The sequence below is a fragment of the Pseudarthrobacter sp. HLT1-7 genome (assembly GCF_059383435.1).
The window spans coordinates 232,363-251,607 of record NZ_JBWZCH010000002.1 but is presented as its reverse complement, the minus strand read 5'-3'; the positions used below and the strand labels follow the sequence as shown (position 1 = coordinate 251,607).

Below are 19,245 nucleotides of genomic sequence, written 5' to 3'. Positions count from 1 at the left end.
GCCCGGGGCCCGAACTTCTGCCGGGCCGGTCACAGTGCCCTCTTCCGGGGGCCCGGTACCCGGGCGTCGGACTCGCGCAGGTACAGCGGGGTCGAGTCCAGCAGCTTTTCCCCGGCTGCGAGCCGGGCCAGCGCAAACTGGCCCAGGGAGAGAGCTTCAGGCTGCCGGGTACTGAACCCGGGGACTGCCTTGACGACGTCGGAGTAGATTCCGGCCCCGGCACCGTAGACCGGAAGCCCGGGGAGGTCCGCGGCGAATCCCACATGGGGTCCGTCCGTCAGCTGCGGGAGTTGGCCGCCGGCCTGGGCGTAGCGGGCCCAGTAGACCTCTTTGCGCCGCGCATCCGTGGCCACGAGGAACTCCGGCGCCGCGTCGGTGGACTCCGCCACTTCAAGGGCGATGGCGTCCAGGCTCATCAGTCCGTACAGCGGTTTGCCCCAGGCGAAAGCGAGGGTGCGGGCGGTGACGATTCCGGAGCGCAGGCCGGTGAACGGGCCCGGGCCCACCCCGGTGACGATCGCGTCGATGTCGGCTCCGCCCAGGCCCGCCACGGCGAGGAGCTTCTCGATGCCCGGGGCAAGGACTTCGGCATGGCTCCGGGTATCCGCGGTGGAAAAGCTGCCGATCAGGGATTCCAGGGCGTCGTCGGAGAGGAGGGCGGCGCTGGCCACGGCCGAGGTGTCGATGGCGAGAATCAGCATCGGGAGTTCCGTTCCGTGGGCTTGGGCGTGGGCTCGGGATCGTGCCCGGGCTCGGGCAGTGCCGGCTCGGGCAGTACCGGCGCGTGCACCCAGCGCGGGCCGAAGCCGCGGATCAGGACCGTGCGGGGCTCGTCGTCGTCGTCCGTATCAAAGTCCAGGGTGACAGCGGCGGCGGCACCGCCGAGGCTGCGGACCAGATCCACCTCGAGCCGGCTGTCGCTCAGATGCTCCACCCGGCCGCGGCCCCATTCCACCACTGTCACGGCACTGTCCATGGTGTTTTCCAGATCGATGTCGTCGATTTCGGCGGCCGAACCCAGCCGGTAGGCGTCCACGTGCACAAGGTCCGGCCCGCCGGGACGCAGCCCGTCGGGCAGGTTCGGGTGGATTCGGACCAGCACGAAGGTCGGGGAGATGATGCCGGCACGGACGCCCAGTCCTTCCCCGAGTCCCTGCGTGAAGGTGGTCTTTCCCGCGCCGAGTTCGCCGGTGAGGACCAGCAGATCGCCGGCCCCGAGCCGGGCACCGAGGGCCGCGCCGAGGGCGTGCGTCTGCTCCGCGGTCCGGACGTTGAGGGTCCGTTCCCAGGCCGGGGCGGTCACTGCCGCGGTCCTGCCGTGACGTCCTTCGCCGCGCTGCGGTCCGGTTCCTCATTGACGTAGCGGCGCGGCACCCGGGGGCTGATCCGGGTGACAATCTCGTAGTTGTTGGTGCCGGCAGCCCCGGCCCAGTCGTCCGCCGTGGGCCCGCCGTCGGCGCCGTCGCCAAACAGCACGGCCTCGGCGCCAAGGAGGCTGCGCCCGCCGGCCGAGACGTGGAGCGGTCCGAAGTCAATCACCATCTGGTCCATCGCGATGCGGCCCACCACGGGATAGTTAACACCTTCCACCCGGACCGGGCCGCCGGTGGCGGCGCGCGGAACGCCATCGGCATAGCCGAGGGGGATGAGCCCCAGCGTACTGGCGCCGCGGGTCCGGTAGTTCAGTCCGTAGGAGACGCCCTGGCCGGCGGGAACGTCCTTGCAATGCGAGACCACCGTCCGGAGTGTCATGGCGGGGCGCAGGCCCAGTTCTTTGGAGCTCTGCCCTTCGAACGGGGACAGCCCGTAGAGGCCCAGTCCCACGCGGACCAGGTCAAAATGCGTGTCGGGGCGAGACAGCGTGGCCGGGGTATTGGCGAGGTGCCGGACCTCGGGGTCCACGCCGGCGTCGTGCGCGATGGCGAGGACTTCTCGGAAGGTCTCAAGCTGCTCATCCGTTTCCGGGCGGTCCGGCTCGTCCGCTACCGCCAGGTGTGAGAAGACCCCCACCACCCGCAGCAGCCCCTGGTCCTGGTATTCCATGGCTTCGCCGACGAGGCTGTCCCAGGCATCGAGGGTGGCTCCGTTGCGGCCCAGACCGGTGTCCACCTTCAGATGGACACGGGCGGGCCGTTCCTGGGCGCGGGCCGCCGCCACGATCCGCTGCAGTTCCCAGCCGGAGCAGCCAATGTCGATTCCGGCGGCGACGGCGGCGGCGAAGTTACTCTCCGGGGTGTGCAGCCAGGCCAGCAGGGGCGCCTCGATACCGGCGGCGCGCAGGGCCAGGGCCTCGGAGATGTGGGCGACTCCCAGCCAGCTGGCACCGGCGCTGAGCGCGGCCCGGGCCACGCGAACGGCGCCGTGGCCGTAAGCGTCGGCCTTGACCACCGCCATGAGCTGGGCGGGCGAGGCCATGGCTGCGAGCCGCCGCACATTGTGCCGGATGGCCTCGAGGTCGATTACTGCCGAACGTTCCTCGACGTAGGCCGGCACGGCTCCCGAAACTGGCCTGGAGTCGCCTGTTGCTGCTGGGTAAGTCACTTAACGATTCTAGGGGCGGCAGCGCGCAGCACTGAATTCGTGAGCAGCGGCCAACCCCGCCCGCGGGACATGCCCATTCTTCGCACCAAGCAGTGCGCACAATGGCACCATGTCCATCCCCCGGGCCGGGCAGAGGACATGTCCCACGGCAACCAGAACCGGAGCCACTCCCGGGCACGGGACATGCCCATTCTTCGCGCCAAGCAGTGCGCACAGTGGCACCATGTCCATCCCAGCGCCCCAGCGGAGGACATGTCCAGCCGCGATTACGCACGAAGGCGGGACACTTACGCGTCCGACAGGTGCGCGATGGTCGCCGTCGCCCTCCGCAGCGCCTCCTGCGGCACGTCGCGGATGATCTCTTCCAGGAAGCAGTAGCGCCGGAGCCACTGGCTGCCCTGCCGTTCCTTCCGGGCGTTGGCGCGCTGCCACCAGTCGGCAATATCGCCCCAGCCCGGTGCGGCCAGCGAGCCGCCGACCTCCTGCACAGCCAGCGCCGCGCACAGGTTGGCAAACCGCAGCCTGTCCCCCAGCGGCCAGCCGGCCAGGCAACCGACGATGAAGGCGGCGCCGAAGCAGTCCCCCGCCCCGGTCGGATCAAAGGCCGAGACCGGAAGGGACGGCACCCACTCCTCTTCCCCCGTTTCGGAGTCCACGGCCATGGCACCCTGCGGGCCCAGGGTCACCACCGCGACAGGCACCTTGTCCGCGAGCGAGTAGAGCGCAGACCACGCATTGTCGCGCTTGGTGAACGCCATCGCCTCGCGCTGGTTGGGCATAAAGGCGTGGAAGTACTGCAGGTTGTCCAGCCGGGCGGGCGCCCACGCCCCGGTGGGGTCCCAGCCGACGTCGCCGAACAGCCGGACTCCGGCCTTGTGCGCGTCGAGTGCCCACGGCTCCATTTCCTCATCAAGGCCGGCGACGGCGGCGAGCGCGGGTGGCGGGCAGCCGATCAGTTCCGTGGAGCTCACCGGGGCGGGATGGCCGTGCGTCACCATGGACCGGTCCTGCTCAACGCTCAGGGACACCGTGACGGGCGAATGCCAGCCGGGGATGCGCCGGGACAGGGACAAGTCCACGTGTTCCTGCCCGGCCAGGATCTTCCAGTTGTAGTCACCGTAGCCGTCATCGCCGAAGGCGGCTGCCAGGCCGGTCCGCAGGCCCAGCCTGGCAGCCGCGATGGCCTGGTTGGCCACGCCGCCGGGGCAGCTGCCCATTCCCTCGCTCCAGATCTCGGTTCCGGCAACGGGAGCGTGCGGGAGGCCGGTGAAGATGATGTCCTGGAACACGGTCCCGGTCAGGAGCAGGTCAAAGCCTTCCGCCGCCGGGGTCCGGACGGAGGAAAGTGGGTCAAATCGCCGCGTCGGCATCGCGTCCATGTATGGCACAGTACGCCGTCCAGGTACTGCTGGAAAGGTGTGCGCCCGGCCCGGGGGAGGCAGCATGATTAGACTGTCGGCATGCGGCTCATGATTGCCGGCGGCGGCGGATTCCGGGTACCGCTGGTCTACCGGGCACTTTGCGCCGGGCCCTATGCGGGGCTCGTCCGTGAACTGGTGCTTTACGACGTCGACGCCGGCCGGCTGGCCGCCATCGAGGCGGTCCTGGCCGCCCTGGCGGGGCAGGCCCCGGCCGGGCGGGCCATTTCCGGGCAGGCCATTTCCGGGCAGGCCCCGGCCGCCGGCGGCCACCCCCCTGCGGTCCGGGCCACCACGTCCCTGCCCGAAGCCCTCGACGGCACGGACCTGGTGTTTGCCGCGATCCGCCCCGGCGGCACTGCCGGCCGCATCGCCGACGAGCGGGTCGCCCTGGGGCTGGGGCTCCTGGGCCAGGAGACCACAGGCGCCGGCGGCATCTCCTACGCGCTGCGGTCGATCCCCCGGATGCTGGAACTCGCCGCGGAAATGCGCCGCCGCTGCCCGGATGCGTGGCTGCTGAACTTCAGCAACCCGGCAGGCATGGTCACCGAGGCGCTGACCCCCATGCTGGGCGCCAAAGTGATCGGCATCTGTGACTCCGCCAGCGGGCTCGTGCACCGCGCGGCGCGGGCCGCCGGCGTCGAGCTGCAAGAGGGCAGGCTCGACGGCGTCGGCTACTACGGCCTCAACCACCTCGGCTGGCTGTACCGGCTGGAGTCCGGCGGACGGGATCTGCTGCCGGGGCTGTTGGCCGATGCCGGCGCCCTGGCCGGTTTCGAGGAGGGCCGGCTGTTTCCGCAGCCTTTCCTCGCCGGGCTGGGCTGCCTGCCGAACGAGTACCTCTACTACTACTACGAGACCGCCCGCGCCCTGGCCGGCATCCGTTCCTCCCCCCGGACCCGCGGGGAGTCCATTGACCGGCAGCAGGCGGAGCTCTACCCGCGGCTCGCGGCGGCGGGTCCGGAGGCGTTCAGGCTCTGGGACGCCGCGCGGAGGTCCCGTGAGGAAGGCTACCTCGCCGAGGCGCGGCCAGCCGGCGAGCGCCGGGACGAGACGGACCTTGCCGGCGGCGGCTACGAGCGCGTCGCGCTGGCTGTCATGCGCGCCCTCGCCGGCGGGGGCGGGGCGGAGCTGATCCTGAATACACCCAACACGCTTGCGGACGCGGCGGGCCCCGCGATTCCGGGGCTGCCCGCGGACGCCGTCGTCGAAGTGCCATGCCGGGTGACGCCCGACGGCGTTGCGCCGCTGCCGCAGGATCGCCCGGCGGAGGCGGAACTGACGCTGATGCGGCGGATCAAGGACGTGGAGCGGCTCGTCGTCCAGGCGACCTCGCCCGGCCCGGCGTCGGGGCTCCCGCCCGCGTCGGGGCCCGGCCCGGCTACAGGCGGCGGCCCGGCGTCGGGGGCCGGCCGGCGGGAAGCGGCCCAGGCAGCCTTCGCCCGGCATCCCCTCGTTGACTCGGATGTCCTCGGCGGGAAACTGCTCACCGGCTACGAGGCCGCATTCCCGGAGCTGAAGCGGCTTTGGCACGAAGCGTAGGCTACAGCGTGCGGTGCATCAGGTGCAGGCCCACATAGCCCAGGCGCGGGTGAAGGAACGCCTCAGGAACGGTGGCGAGCACCTCGAAGCCCAGGCCCTGCCATGCCGCGACGGCCCGGACGTTGCTTTCCACTACAGCGTTGAACTGCATGGCGCGGAAACCGGCCCGGCGCGCGGCGTCGAGGGAATAGGTGCAGAGCCCCCGCGCCACGCCCTTGCCCGCGTACGCCGGGTGGACCATGTAGCCGGCATTGGCCACGTGGCTTCCCGCGCCGCCCTGGTTGGCGTGCAGCTCCCCGGTGCCCAGCACGACGCCGTCGAGATCCCCGCGGCCGACGGCGACGAACGTCCGTCCCGGGGCCTGTTTGAACCACCGTTCGCGGGCCCGCTCTTCGGTGGTGCCGCGGTCCCAGGTGAAGGTCTCCCCCGCCCGGATAACGGGCTCGAGGATCCCCCAGATTGCGGGCCAGTCCTGTGCCGTGGCCTCCCGGATATCCCAGCCGGCCGTCAGGGAGCCAGTTTCCGTGCTTCTGCTCACAGCGGCCACGTTAGCACCAGCCGCCGGCCGGTAAAGCCCTCCGGTGAACCCGCCCGCACTTCAGGAGTAGTGTTTTATCGAATCCATGTTCAGGTGTTGCACAGGTCAGGAGGGTAGCAGGATGTCACTGATCCGCCGCGTCGCCTTCCTCTCGCTCCACACCTCGCCCATGGAGCAGCCGGGATCGGGCGACGCCGGGGGCATGAACGTGTACATCCGCGCGCTGGCCGCGGCCCTCGCCGAGACCGGCGTCGAGGTGGAGATCTTCACCCGGTCCACCGCCGCCGGGCAGGCCGCCGTCGAACATCCTGCCCCGGGGGTGTGCGTCCACAACGTCCTGGCCGGGCCGCCGCGGAAGCTGCCCAAGGAGGAGCTGCCCAAACTGCTGCACAGCATGGTGGCCGAGATCGACAGGATCCGCCGGCTCCAGCCGCACGGCCGCTACGACGTGATCCATTCGCATTACTGGGTGTCCGGTGTGGCCGGGCTGGAGCTCGCCAGGCTGTGGGGGGTGCCGCTGGTGCACACGATGCACACCATGGCCAAGGTGAAGAACCTGCTGCTGGAATCCGGTGAGCAGCCGGAACCGCGCCGGCGCGAGGACGGCGAGCAGCGGATCGTCGACGGCGCCACCCGGCTGATCGCCAACACCGGCACGGAAGCCGGCGAGCTCGTCTCGCACTACACCGCGGAGAGCGACCGCATCGATGTGGCGCCGCCCGGCGTGGACCTGACTATCTTTACACCGGCCTTCCGGAGCCGCTCCCGGGCCCACCACGGGGTGCCGCCGGGCAGGTTCCACCTGCTGTTCGCCGGGCGGATCCAGCGGCTCAAGGGCCCGCAGATCCTCATCAAGGCGGCCGCGCTGCTCCGGGCCCGCCGCCCGGACATCGACCTGCAGCTGACCATTTTGGGCGCGGTGAGCGGGGCCAAGGACTTTGACCTAAAGTCGCTGATCAGCTCCGCCGGAATGGACGACGTCGTCACGCACCACTCGCCGGTGAGCGCGCCGAAGCTCGCGGGCTGGTACCGCTCGGCCGACGTCGTCGTGATGCCTTCCTACAGCGAGTCCTTCGGCCTTGTGGCCCTCGAGGCCCAGGCCTGCGGGACCCCCGTGGTTGCCACCAGGGTGGGCGGGCTGTCCCGCGCGATTTTCGACGGCCGCACCGGCCTGCTGGTGGACGGCCACAAGGCCGCCGACTGGGCCGATACCCTCGAGGCCCTGTACGACGACCCGGCTACCCGCGCGGACATGGGCCGGGCCGCCTCCCTGCACGCCCAGGAATTCGGCTGGCAACGAACCGCCGCGATTACTGTGGAGAGCTATCACACGGCCCTGAGCCAGTATTTTGGAAACCTGACCGTCCCGGTGGGCCACCTGCCCGCAGCCGGGGCAATCGGCCGGTAACAGCCGGCCGGCAATCATTGGCCGGAAAACCCACCGACGCCACGAGCCGAAGGACAACGATGTCTGAACCTACGCATACCGGGGCCGCCGCTGAGGCCGCCGCCTCAAGCGCTCCGCTTAGCGATCTGGAGGTCGCGCAACGGGCCACGATGCGGCCGATCGGCGAAATCGCCGCCGCGGCCGGCATCAACGCCGAGGCGCTGGAGTTTTACGGCCGCTACAAGGCCAAGATCGATCCCGGGATGCTGGCAGCGTCCCAGGCCGGCGCACCGGCCCGTGCTCCCGGCAAAGTGGTGCTGGTCTCCGCGATGTCACCGACGCCCGCCGGCGAGGGTAAGTCCACCACCACGGTGGGGCTCGCGGACTCCCTGGCCCGGGCCGGACACAAGGTGATGATCGCGCTGCGCGAACCCTCGCTGGGTCCCATCCTGGGCATGAAGGGCGGGGCCACGGGCGGCGGCTACTCCCAGGTGCTGCCGATGGACGAAATCAACCTGCACTTCACCGGCGACTTCCACGCCGTCACCTCGGCGAACAACGCCCTGATGGCGCTCGTGGACAACCACATCTTCCAGGGCAACCAACTGAACATCGACCCGCGCCGGATGACCTTCAAACGGGTTCTGGACATGAACGACCGGTCCCTCCGGGAGGTCGTGATCGGCCTGGGCGGCCCGGCGCAGGGCATCCCGCGGCAGGACGGTTTCGACATTACCGTGGCCTCGGAGATCATGGCCGTGTTCTGCCTCGCCACGGACATCGCCGACCTCCGCGAACGGCTCGGCCGGATCACTTTCGGCTACACCTACGACCGTCGGCCCGTCACCGTGGCCGACCTTGGCGTTCAGGGCGCCCTGACCATGCTGCTCAAGGACGCCATCAAGCCCAACCTTGTGCAGACCATCGCCGGCACCCCGGCGCTGGTCCACGGCGGCCCGTTCGCCAACATCGCGCACGGCTGCAACTCCCTGATCGCGACGCAGACCGCCCGCAGCCTGGCGGACATCGTCGTCACGGAGGCCGGGTTCGGCGCCGATCTGGGGGCGGAGAAGTTCATGGACATCAAGGCGCGGATCGCCGACGTCGCACCGTCCGCCGTGGTCCTGGTGGCAACCATCCGGGCCCTCAAGATGCACGGCGGCATCGCTAAAGACCGGCTCAAGGAGCCCAACGTCGAGGCGCTGGCCGCCGGCGTCGCGAACCTCCGGCGGCACGTCCGGAACGTGGAGAAGTTCGGTATCACGCCCGTGGTGGCGATCAACAAGTTCACCACCGATACCCAGGCGGAACTGGACTGGCTGCTCCACTGGTGCGCGGCCGAGGGTGTCCAGGCGGCCGTGGCGGATGTCTGGGGCCGCGGCGGCGGCGGCGATGGCGGGGACGAACTGGCGGCCAAGGTTGCCGCAGCCATCGAGGCGCCGCACACGTTCCGGCACCTGTACCCGCTGGAGATGTCGGTGGAGGACAAGATCCGCACCATCGTGCAGGAAATCTACGGGGCCGACGGCGTGGACTTCTCGGTGCCGGCGCTCAAGCGGCTCGCGGAGATCGAGAAGAACGGCTGGTCGGGTTTCCCGGTGTGCATGGCGAAAACCCAGTACTCCTTCAGCGACGACGCAAGCAAACTCGGCGCGCCCAAGGGCTTCACGGTCCACGTACGGGACCTCATTCCCAAGACCGGGGCAGGCTTCATTGTGGCCCTCACCGGAGCTGTGATGACAATGCCCGGCCTGCCCAAGGTCCCGGCCGCCATGCGGATGGACGTCGACGCCGACGGCAACCCCGTCGGCCTCTTCTAATCTCCGTTGCGCTATCACTTTTGGCTGCCATTCCCGGGGAATGGGGACCAAAAGTGATAGCGCAACGGGCCCCTGTGGATAACGCGAGCGGCGAACCGGCGTTCGGATAAGAATGGTCCGCATGCGACCCTCAGCAGCTCTGCCGGCCCATCTCGCCTCAGCCCCGTTCACTGTCTATGAGGCGCGGGCTGCGGCCCTGGGCAGCTCCCGGCTCCGTGCTTCCGATCTCGCGACGGCCGGCCGGTTGCTCTATCTGCCCACGGGCTGGGAATTTGAACTCCGCGGCCTGACCCGAGCTCTCTCCGCCGCGACGCCGGGCGCATGGATTTCGCACCTCACGGCTGCAATGTTGCTGGGCCTGTGGCTCCCGTCGTGGTTCCGAGGGTGCCGGGAACTGCATCTGAGCAAGCCCAAGGCGCTCCCGCCGGTCCGGCGTGCCGGCGTGGTCGGACACACCGTCTTGGCGTTCGACGCCGAACTCACGGTCTGGGACGGAATCCGGATTTCAACTCCCGCCCGGACCTGGCTGGATCTGGCCCGCATCCTGCCGTTGAAGGATCTTGTCGCGCTCGGCGACCAGTTGGTGCGCCGGCCCCGCCCTGAGCTTGAGGACCGCACGGAGCCGTGGGCAACGGTCCCCCAGCTCGCGGCGATGCTCAGACGGCACCCGAAACTTAAAGGAATCGTCAATGCGCGCTTGGCACTGGAGCTCATCCGGCCGGGCTCCGACTCCGCACCGGAAACGTTCCTGCGCCTGGCGTTGACCGCTGCCGGGCTGCCCGAGCCCGAGTTGCAGCTTCGGATTGTGCCGGGCGACCGTTACTCCCCCGCTGCGGACCTTGGCTACCGGAGGCAAAGGATCGCCATCCAGTACGACGGCGGCCACCACCTCACCCAAGAACAACAGTCCCGCGACAATCGCCGCGACGAATCGTTCAATGCGGCCGGCTGGCGCTACTTCAAGTTCAATGCCGACGACCTCGCGGATGACTTCCACGATGCCGTCCGAAGAGTCCGGATCGCGCTCCGCGGCCATTAAACGCCGGTTGCCCTATCACTTACGGCGCCCAAACCGGGGGTTTGGGGACCGTAAGTGATAGGGCAACCGAGAGGAGGAGGGAGGGGGAGGCCGGTTAGCGCTCGAGGTCGCCGCGGATGAAGGCCTCGACCTTTTCCCGGGCGAGATCGTCGTTGAACTGCTCCGGCGGGGACTTCATGAAGTAGCTCGAAGCCGAGAGCAACGGGCCGCCGATGCCGCGGTCCAGGCCGATCTTGGCGGCACGGATGGCGTCGATGATCACGCCGGCGGAGTTGGGCGAGTCCCAGACCTCCAGCTTGTATTCCAGCGACACCGGGGCGTCGCCGAAGTTCCGGCCCTCAAGGCGGACAAAGGCCCACTTGCGGTCGTCGAGCCACTGGACGTAGTCCGACGGGCCGATGTGGACGTCGCGCGGCGCAATATCAGCCTCCACATTGGAAGTGACGGCCTGGGTCTTGGAGATCTTCTTGGATTCGAGGCGGTCCCGCTCCAGCATGTTCTTGAAGTCCATGTTGCCGCCGACATTCAGCTGGTAGGTGCGGTCCAGGGTGACGCCGCGGTCCTCGAACAGCTTGGCCATCACCCGGTGCGTGATGGTGGCACCGATCTGGCTCTTGATGTCGTCGCCCACGATCGGGACGCCGGCGGCGGTGAACTTGTCCGCCCACGCCTTGGTCCCGGCGATGAAGACCGGCAGGGCATTGACGAAGCCCGCGCCGGCATCGATCGCGCACTGGGCGTAGAACTCGGCAGCTTCCTGCGAACCGACGGGCAGGTAGCAGACCATAACGTCCACCTTGGCGTCCTTAAGGGCCTGGACGACGTCCACCGGCTCCTCCGCGGACTGCTCGATCGTCTCGAGGTAGTACTTGCCGAGCCCGTCGAGGGTGGGGCCGCGCTGCACGATGACACCGGCCGGCGGGACATCCGCGATTTTGATGGTGTTGTTCTCACTGGCCAGGATGGCTGCGGACAGGTCCTGGCCGACTTTCTTGGCATCCACATCGAAAGCGGCGACAAACTGCACATCGTTGACGTGGTACTTGCCGAACTCCACGTGCATCAAACCCGGGATCGTGGCCTGGGGATCAGCATCCTTGTAGTACTGGACGCCCTGGACCAGCGAGGTGGCACAGTTACCTACGCCGACGATTGCAACACGAATCGGATGTGAAGACACGGAACTCCTTTGAGGACAAACTTCTTATGCCCGGCGCGGACGCGCTCTGATGCGCGACGGCGGCAGACGGGCACGGCGCCATACGGCGCCCTTAGCATTCTACTCAACGGCGCCGGGGCTCCGCTTGTTCCCGGCGCCGACTTCCCGGCGCCGCCGTCGAATTTCTTACCGCAGGCGCTCAGCGGGCTACTTCTGGGCCCACAGGTTGATGTCCGACTCGACGGCGAACTCGTCGATTGCGGTGAGTTCCCCGGCCGTGAAGTCGAGCCTGTTGATGGCGGACAGGGTGTCTTCGAGCTGCCGGACGCTGGAGGCGCCCACGAGCGCGGACGTCACGGACGAGCCCTTGCCCTGCTCGCGCAGGATCCAGGCGATGGCCAGCTGGGCGAGCGATTGTCCGCGGCCCTCGGCAATCCGGCGCAGGCCCCGCACGCGCTCCAGGTTTTCCTCCGTGATCATCGACTGGTCCAGGGACTTATCCTGGGCGGCGCGGGAATCGGCCGGGATGCCGTTGAGGTAGCGGTCCGTCAGCATGCCCTGCGCCAGCGGCGAGAAAGCGATGGATCCTGCACCCACCTGTTCCAGCGCCTCGTACAGGTTGGGGCTGCCGTTCTCGGTCCAGCGGTTCAGCATGGAGTAGCTGGGCTGGTGGATCAGCAGCGGGGTGCCGAGCTCCTTGAGGATGCGGGCGGCCTCGAGGGTCTGTTCCGGGGTGTAGGAGGAGATGCCGGCGTACAGGGCCCGGCCCGAGCGGACCGCCTGGTCCAGGGCGCCCATGGTCTCCTCCATCGGGGTCTCCGGGTCAGGCCGGTGGCTGTAGAAGATGTCCACATAGTCCAGGCCCATCCGGTTCAGGGACTGGTCCAGGCTCGCGAGCAGGTATTTGCGGGAGCCCCATTCGCCGAACGGGCCCGGCCACATGTTGTAGCCGGCCTTGGTGGAGATGACCAGCTCGTCACGGTAGGGACGGAAGTCGTCCTTGAGGTGGCGGCCGAAGTTGGTCTCGGCCGAACCGGCCGCCGGGCCGTAGTTGTTGGCCAGGTCAAAGTGGTTGACGCCGAGATCGAAGGCGCGGCGCAGGATGGCGCGCTGGGCCTCGAACGTCTTGTCGTCCCCAAAGTTGTGCCACAGGCCCAGCGAAATCGCGGGGAGTTTCAGGCCGCTGCGTCCCACGCGGCGGTAGGGCATGGTGTCATAGCGGGTGTCAGCTGCCGAATAAGTCATACATTCCATCCTGCCTCATCTAAAAAATACTTGCAGAGAACTACTTTGAGAGAATTGCGGCGCTGTGCCCGGGAAGGTCCAGCCGCCCGGTCCCGAGCCGCACGCCGTCGTCGGTGGCCAGCACAACCGAAGCACCGGTGACGGCGACACCGCGCGGTTCGGCGGAGAAGTTCATCGCTACTTCCACGCCGCCGCGCCGCAACAGGAGCCAGCCGTCCGCCTCGCTGAAGTCCACCGCGGTGTCCTCGAACCCCAGACCGGCGAGCTCCGGTGTCGAGCGCCGGAGTTCGATCAGCGAGCGGTAGAGTTCCAGCAGCCGGGCGTGGTCACCTTCGGCGGCTTCGGCCCAATTGAGCTTGGAACGGGTGAAGGTCCCGGGGTCCTGCGGGTCGGGCACGACGGCGGGGTCCCAGCCCATCCGCTCGAATTCCCTGATCCGGCCCTCGGCGGTGGCCTTGCCGAGCTCCGGTTCCGGGTGCGACGTGAAGAACTGCCACGGCGTCGTCGCACCGTATTCCTCGCCCATAAACAACATCGGTGTGAACGGCGACGTCAGGGTCGCGACGGCCGCGAGCGCCAGCTGCCCGTAGCCCAACGACTGGGACAGCCGGTCACCGGTGGCCCGGTTGCCGATCTGGTCGTGGTTCTGGCTGCAGACCACCAGCGCCGACGGGTGGACGATGCCGGTGTTGATGCGCCGGCCGTGGTGGCGTTCCCGGAAAGTGGAGTAGCCGCCGTCGTGGAAGAACCCGTCAACCAGGACTTTGGCCAGCGCCCCGAGCGATTCGAAGTCGGCGTAGTAGCCGGTGGCCTCGCCGCTGACGTTGACGTGGACCGCGTGGTGGAAGTCATCGCTCCATTGCCCGGCCAGGCCGTCGCCGTTGACCTCCCGGGGGTACAGCAGCCGGGGATCGTTGAGGTCCGACTCGGCGATCATCGTGGCAGGACGCCCGGTTTCGGCGGAGATGTGATCCGCGAGCGCGCCGAACTCCTCCAGGAGGTGGACTGCCCGTTCGTCCTTGAAGGCGTGCACGGCGTCGAGCCGCAGCCCGTCCACATGATAGTCCCGGAGCCACATGGCGGCGTTCTCCAGGATGTACTGGCGCACGACGTCGGAGCCGGGGCCGTCGAGGTTGACAGAGTCGCCCCACGTGTTGCCCTCCCCCGATTTGAGGTACGGCCCGAACCGTGACAAGTAGTTCCCGCTGGGCCCGAGGTGGTTGTAGACGACGTCCTGGATCACTCCCAGGCCGGCGGCGTGGGCCGCGTCCACGAAGCGCTGGTACGCGGCGGGTCCGCCGTAGCCTTCGTGCACGGCGTACCACAGGACGCCGTCATAACCCCAGTTGTGGGTGCCGTTAAAGCCGTTGACCGGGAGCAGCTCCACGAAGTCGACGCCGAGCTCAGCCAGGTAGCCGAGCTTCCCGATCGCCGCGTCCAGGGTCCCCTCCGGGGTGAAGGTTCCCAGGTGCAGCTCGTAGATCACAGCACCCTGCAGCCCGCGTCCCAACCACTGCCCGTCAGCCCAGGCGTGGCTGCCGGCGTCGAAGGTCCGCGACAGCGAGTGCACGCCGTCGGGCTGCCGACGGGACCGCGGGTCCGGCAGTGGGGTCGTGTCCCCGTCCAGGAGGTAGCCGTAGGCCACCTCGCCGGTGGCGGGGGCTCCGGCGGCCGTCCACCAGCCGTCGTGGTTGTCGCCGTCCGGGCCGGCTCCGGGCGTACCTCCGGCGGCCCGGCCGGCTCCAACGACCCGGCTCATCGGGTATCTCCGGCCGTCGGCGAGCAGCGTCACTGACTCAGCGTCCGGCGCCCAGAGATCGAAGCGTTCGGTTCCGTGTGCAGGCAAGGTCATGGCATTCTTCCGTTCCCCATGTCGGTTCTTCAAGGACTGCTTAGGCGGCGGGCACCAGGAGGGCCACCGGGTAGTCGCGCAGGATGCCGGCCACGCGCACCGGGCCGGGACCAAAGGTGTTCCCGGTCAGCTCATCCGTCATGGCCGTGGCAAGTTCGACGGCGGTGTCCTGCCAGCCGCCCTGCCGTTCGAGTCCGCGCGGCAGCCGGGTGGCGAGTGTGACCGCCCCGCCGCCTGCGGTCCCGCCCCGGTCGAAGCCAAGCAGGTGCGCCGCGGCAGCGCCGGTGGCCTGGACCGGGGTGTAGCCGGTGAACAGCTCCGGGCGGTTCCGGCGCAGGCGGAGCGCCCGCGAGGTGACCAGCAGTTTCGCTGCGTCATCGGTGTACGACGCCGGCTGCTCACCGGCGTCGAGCGCGGCCAGGGCCGCGCGGCGCGCACCGAAGTCGAAGGGCCTGCGGTTGTCCGGATCGGTCAGCGAGCGGTCCCAGAATTCCGTGCCCTGGTAGACGTCCGGTACCCCCGGCATGGTCAGCTGCACCAGCTTGGCGCCGAGGGAGTTGGCCGCACCGTAGGGTTCCAGCAGGGCCACGAGGGAGTCCAGCTCCGCGCGGACATCACTGTTGTCAAAGACCGCGTCGACGGCGGCCGCCAGTTTGTCCTCGAAGGCCGCGTCCGGGTCCAGCCAATCGGTCGAGTTCCCCGCCTCGCGGGCGGCTTTCCGGGCGAAGGACTGCAACCGCTCACGGTCCGCGGGCCACGCGCCGGCAACGGCCTGCCACAAGAGGTTGGCGAGCGGCCCGTCGGGCAGCGGCGCCAGTTCCTGCAGGCGGGACAGGGCGGCTTTCCATTCGGCGGGACGCTCGGCTATCACGGAGATCCGCGCCCGGGTGTCCTCGCTGCGCTTGGTGTCGTGGGTGCTGAGCGCGGTCATGGACAGCGGGAGTTCGGCCTGGCGGCGGGCCATCCGGGTGTGGAACTCCGCCGGCGAGACGGAGAACTCGGTGGGATCGGCTCCGACTTCGGTGAGGGTGCCCAGCCGGGTGTAGCGGAAGAACGCGGTGTCTTCCACGCCCTTGGCCATGACCATGCCGGAGGTCTGCTGGAAACGGCGCCCCAGTTCCGCGCCGGCGTCAGGACCGGCGTCGAGCAGCAGCGGAAGCAGCACCCCGACGGCGCCGGCCAGCTCCGGACGGCGGCGGACGGCAAGCCCGCAGGCTTCCTTCAGGACGTCCGCACCCTCCGGAAGGTAGCTGCGGTAGACCGGGAACGCGGCGATGATTTCGGACAGTGCGTCGGCGGCCGCGTCGGGGGTGAGGCCGGCGTCTGCAGGCACCAGGCGCGCGAGCCGGAGCATCTCCGAATGCAGGATCCCGTCGGTGATCCGCCGCTTGGTGCCGCGGATCATGTCCTCGTAGTCCGCCGTCCCGCCGCGCAGCCCGGAATCGAGCGCGTCGAGCAGCTCCTGGCCTGCGGCGTCAACGAAGACCCGGTCCACGTCCGCGAGGGCGTCGTAGCCGGTGGTGCCCTCGCAGTCGAAGCCGGCCGGGAGTTGCTCGCCCGGCTCGAGGATCTTCTCGATCAGCAGGTAGCTGCCGCCGGTGGCCTCGCGCAGCCGTCGGAGGTAGCCTTCCGGGTCGGCAAGACCGTCCGGGTGGTCAATCCGCAGCCCGTCAACCAGCCCGTCCCGGAACCAGCGGACGATCTCGGCGTGGGCTTCGTCGAAGACCTCCGGGAGCTCCACCCGGATCCCGGCGAGGCTGTTGACGGCGAAGAACCGGCGGTAGTTCAGCTCGTTGTCGGCACGCCGCCAGCCGACCAGTTCGTAGTGCTGCCGGTCGTGGACCTCACGGGGGTCATCCCCCTCGGCGTAGCTGCCCTCGGCGAGCGGGAAACGGTGGTCGTAGTACCGCAGTTCCCCGTCCTCGATTTCCAGCGCGTCGACGTCGGAGTCTGATCCCAGCACGGGGATCCGGATCCGGCCGCCGCCGAAGTCCCAGTCGACGTCGAACGCCGGCGCGTAGCGGGACTGCTGTCCCTCCTTCAGCAGCGACCACCACCACGGGTTCTGGACGGGGGTGGCGACGCCGACGTGGTTGGGCACAATGTCGACGAGCACTCCCATGCCGGCTTTCCGGGCGGCCGCCGACGCCGCGGCGAGCCCCTCGGGCCCGCCGCGGTCGGGGTCGATCGCGGAGGGGTCGGTCACGTCGTAGCCGTGGTCCGAGCCCTTCTCCGCCGTCAGGATCGGCGAGAGGTAGATCCAGTCCGCACCGAGTGACTTCAGGTACGGCACGGCGTCGGCGGCATCCTGGAGGGTGAAGCCGGACCGGATCTGCAGCCGGTAGGTGGAGACTGGCGTCCTCATGAAGCCGGGTCCTCCGTGGCGGCCTTTGCGGGGGCAACGATGGTGACGGGGTGAGCTTCCTCCACCGCGGTCAAGGTGCGGGTGCCCTCTTCCTCGTCCTCATGCTCGGCCATGGCGGCCAGGGAAGCGGCCGCGGAGTAGTCCACTTCCACCTCCGGGCCGGAGTGCGCGCGGAGCACCACCATGGACTTGGCGGCCAGTTTCAGCACCGATCCGGCCTTGAGCGGCTGCTCGGTGTCGGCTTGGTCCGCGGTGTCCACCAGCACGTCCCAGAACCGCGAGTATTCCTCGGGCGGCAGCGCAAAGTCCACGTCGTCGTCGTGGGCATTGAAGCCAAGAAGGAAGCTGTCGTCGGTGATCCGGCGCCCGCGGGAGTCCTGCTCCTGGATGCCGTGCCCGTTGTAAAACACGCCGATGGTCCGGCCAAAGCCGCTGTCCCAGTCCTCCGGTCGCATTTCTGTGCCGTCCGTTTTCAGCCAGACGATGTCCGGCAGCTTCTCGCCCTCACCGCGGACCACCGGGCGGCCCTCGAAGAAGCGGCTGCGCCGGAAGGTCGGGTGGTCGTGGCGGATCTTGTTGACAAAGGCCGTGAATTCGACCAGCGGCTGGTCCATCGCTTCCCAGTGCACCCAGCTCAGTTCGGAGTCCTGGCAGTAGGTGTTGTTGTTGCCCTGCTGTGTGCGGCCAAGCTCATCGCCGTGCAGGAGCATCGGGACACCCTGGGAGAGCAGCAGAGTGGCGATGAAGTTGCGCTGCTGGCGGGCCCGGAGGGTCAGCACCTTCGGGTCGTCGGTGTCCCCCTCGGCGCCGGAGTTCCAGGAGCGGTTGTGGGATTCGCCGTCGTTGTTATCTTCGCCGTTGGCGTCGTTGTGCTTCTCGTTGTAGGAGACCAGGTCGCGCATGGTGAAGCCGTCGTGCGCGGTGACAAAGTTGATGGAGGCGACCGGCCGGCGCGCCGAGCTTTCGTACAGGTCCGCCGAGCCGGTCAGGCGCGAGGCGAACTCGCCCAGGGTGGAGGGCTCACCGCGCCAGAAATCACGAACGGTGTCGCGGTACTTGCCGTTCCACTCGGTCCACTGCGGCGGGAAGTTGCCCACCTGGTAGCCGCCGGGGCCGACGTCCCACGGTTCTGCAATCAGCTTGACCTGGGAGACGATCGGGTCCTGCTGGATGAGTTCGAAGAAGGTGGAGAGCTTGTCCACGTCGTAGAACTCGCGGGCCAGGGTGGAGGCCAGGTCGAAGCGGAAGCCGTCCACGTGCATTTCCGTCACCCAGTAGCGCAGGGAGTCCATCAGCAGCTGCAGCGAGTGCGGGTGCCGGACGTTGAGCGAGTTCCCGGTTCCGGTGTAGTCCATGTAATGCTTCTGGTCGTCGTCAACCAGACGGTAATATGCCTGGTTGTCGATGCCCTTGAAGGACAGGGTGGGGCCCAGGTGGTTTCCCTCCGCGGTGTGGTTGTAGACCACATCCAGGATCACCTCGATGCCGGCCTTGTGCAGATCGCGGACCATGGCCTTGAACTCCTGGACCTGGTGCCCGACGTCGCCGGAGGAGCTGTAGGTGTTCTGCGGGGCGAAGAAGCCGATGGTGTTGTAGCCCCAGTAGTTGTTGAGGCCCTTTTCCACGAGGGTGCCGTCGTTGATGAACTGGTGCACGGGCATAAGCTCGATCGCGGTGATGCCGAGCTTCTTCAGGTGGTCGATCACGGCCGGGTGCGACACTCCGGCGTAGGTGCCGCGCTGTTCCTTCGGGATCTCCGGGTGCAGCTCGGTGAGGCCCTTGACGTGGGCCTCATAGATGACCGATTCGTGGTACGGGATGCGCAGGAGGCGGTCGCCGTCCCAGTCGAAGAACGGGTTGATGACCACGCCGTGCATGGTGTGCGGCGCGGAATCGCCGTCGTTGCGCGAGTCCGGATCGCCGAACTCGTAGGAAAAGAGGGCCGGGTCCCAGTCGATCTGGCCCTGTATGGCCTTGGCGTAGGGGTCCAGCAGCAGCTTGTTGGCGTTGAAACGGCTCCCGGTCTCCGGCTGGTACGGGCCATGGACACGGTAGCCGTACTTCTGGCCGGGCTGGATGAGCGGCAGGTAGCAGTGCCACACGTAGCCGTCCACTTCGGTCAGCTCGATCCGGGTCTCGGTCAGGTCATCGGCGAGGATACAGAGCTCCACCCGCTCGGCGAGTTCGCTAAACAGGGCAAAGTTGGTGCCGGTGCCGTCAAAAGTGGCTCCCAACGGGTACGCCATTCCGGGCCAGACTTCCATGTGTTCTCCTCGTGTGATGCGGACAATCTCTAGACAGACTACTGGTAAGTAGGGTTAGCATCCTTGTCGGGACGC

At 68.5% G+C, this 19,245-nt stretch carries 14 protein-coding genes; 4 read left to right on the top strand and 10 right to left on the bottom strand.

What is annotated here, in order from left to right:
• Positions 1-29: 29 nt before the first annotated feature.
• From tsaB to AC50X6_RS03340, 4 genes are all read right to left on the bottom strand, one after another.
• Complete coding sequence (gene tsaB, locus AC50X6_RS03355) at positions 30-701, bottom strand: tRNA (adenosine(37)-N6)-threonylcarbamoyltransferase complex dimerization subunit type 1 TsaB (protein ID WP_494964868.1); 672 nt, start codon at positions 699-701, stop codon at positions 30-32.
• Positions 695-1,303, bottom strand: a complete 609-nt coding sequence (tsaE, locus tag AC50X6_RS03350) for a tRNA (adenosine(37)-N6)-threonylcarbamoyltransferase complex ATPase subunit type 1 TsaE (protein WP_494964867.1) — start codon at positions 1,301-1,303, stop codon at positions 695-697. The genes tsaB and tsaE overlap by 7 nt, the downstream gene beginning before the upstream one ends.
• Entirely contained in the window at positions 1,300-2,541 is a 1,242-nt protein-coding gene (gene alr, locus AC50X6_RS03345) for an alanine racemase (protein ID WP_494964866.1), read from the bottom strand. The genes tsaE and alr overlap by 4 nt, the downstream gene beginning before the upstream one ends.
• Positions 2,542-2,828: 287 nt before the next feature.
• Complete coding sequence (locus AC50X6_RS03340; protein ID WP_494964865.1) at positions 2,829-3,920, bottom strand: carbohydrate kinase family protein; 1,092 nt, start codon at positions 3,918-3,920, stop codon at positions 2,829-2,831.
• An 81-nt stretch (positions 3,921-4,001) separates the two neighbouring features.
• Here AC50X6_RS03340 and AC50X6_RS03335 point away from each other — a divergent pair, with 81 nt between their 5' ends.
• A complete protein-coding gene (locus tag AC50X6_RS03335) occupies positions 4,002-5,501 on the top strand; it encodes a family 4 glycosyl hydrolase (protein ID WP_494964864.1) in 1,500 nt (499 codons plus the stop codon).
• Between the two features lies 1 nt (position 5,502).
• Here the strand turns inward: AC50X6_RS03335 and AC50X6_RS03330 are convergent, their stop codons facing one another.
• A complete protein-coding gene (locus AC50X6_RS03330) occupies positions 5,503-6,048 on the bottom strand; it encodes a GNAT family N-acetyltransferase (RefSeq protein WP_494964863.1) in 546 nt (181 codons plus the stop codon).
• Positions 6,049-6,160: 112 nt separating this feature from the next.
• Between AC50X6_RS03330 and mshA the strand changes: the two genes are divergently transcribed.
• The 3 genes from mshA (at position 6,161) to AC50X6_RS03315 (ending at position 10,285) form a co-directional block, all read left to right on the top strand.
• Positions 6,161-7,447 carry a D-inositol-3-phosphate glycosyltransferase gene (gene mshA / locus AC50X6_RS03325; RefSeq protein WP_494964862.1) on the top strand — a complete coding sequence of 429 codons (1,287 nt, stop codon included), beginning with the start codon at positions 6,161-6,163 and terminating at the stop codon, positions 7,445-7,447.
• Positions 7,448-7,506: 59 nt separating this feature from the next.
• Positions 7,507-9,246 carry a formate--tetrahydrofolate ligase gene (locus tag AC50X6_RS03320; protein WP_494964861.1) on the top strand — a complete coding sequence of 580 codons (1,740 nt, stop codon included), beginning with the start codon at positions 7,507-7,509 and terminating at the stop codon, positions 9,244-9,246.
• Between the two features lie 121 nt (positions 9,247-9,367).
• On the top strand, positions 9,368-10,285 hold the full coding sequence (locus AC50X6_RS03315; protein ID WP_494964860.1) for a DUF559 domain-containing protein: 918 nt from the start codon (positions 9,368-9,370) through the stop codon (positions 10,283-10,285).
• 94 nt (positions 10,286-10,379) lie between these two features.
• Here the strand turns inward: AC50X6_RS03315 and AC50X6_RS03310 are convergent, their stop codons facing one another.
• The 5 genes from AC50X6_RS03310 to glgX form a co-directional block, all read right to left on the bottom strand.
• A complete protein-coding gene (locus tag AC50X6_RS03310; protein WP_494964859.1) occupies positions 10,380-11,465 on the bottom strand; it encodes an inositol-3-phosphate synthase in 1,086 nt (361 codons plus the stop codon).
• Between the two features lie 186 nt (positions 11,466-11,651).
• Entirely contained in the window at positions 11,652-12,689 is a 1,038-nt protein-coding gene (gene mgrA / locus AC50X6_RS03305) for an L-glyceraldehyde 3-phosphate reductase (protein ID WP_326966737.1), read from the bottom strand.
• A gap of 40 nt (positions 12,690-12,729) precedes the next feature.
• On the bottom strand, positions 12,730-14,541 hold the full coding sequence (gene treZ / locus AC50X6_RS03300; RefSeq protein WP_494964858.1) for a malto-oligosyltrehalose trehalohydrolase: 1,812 nt from the start codon (positions 14,539-14,541) through the stop codon (positions 12,730-12,732).
• Positions 14,542-14,581: 40 nt separating this feature from the next.
• Positions 14,582-16,906 (bottom strand): malto-oligosyltrehalose synthase, encoded by a 2,325-nt coding sequence (treY, locus tag AC50X6_RS03295; protein ID WP_494964857.1) that lies wholly within the window; start codon positions 16,904-16,906, stop codon positions 14,582-14,584.
• Positions 16,903-19,170 carry a glycogen debranching protein GlgX gene (gene glgX, locus AC50X6_RS03290; protein WP_494964856.1) on the bottom strand — a complete coding sequence of 756 codons (2,268 nt, stop codon included), beginning with the start codon at positions 19,168-19,170 and terminating at the stop codon, positions 16,903-16,905. Before glgX ends, treY begins: the two co-directional genes overlap by 4 nt.
• Positions 19,171-19,245: the final 75 nt, after the last annotated feature.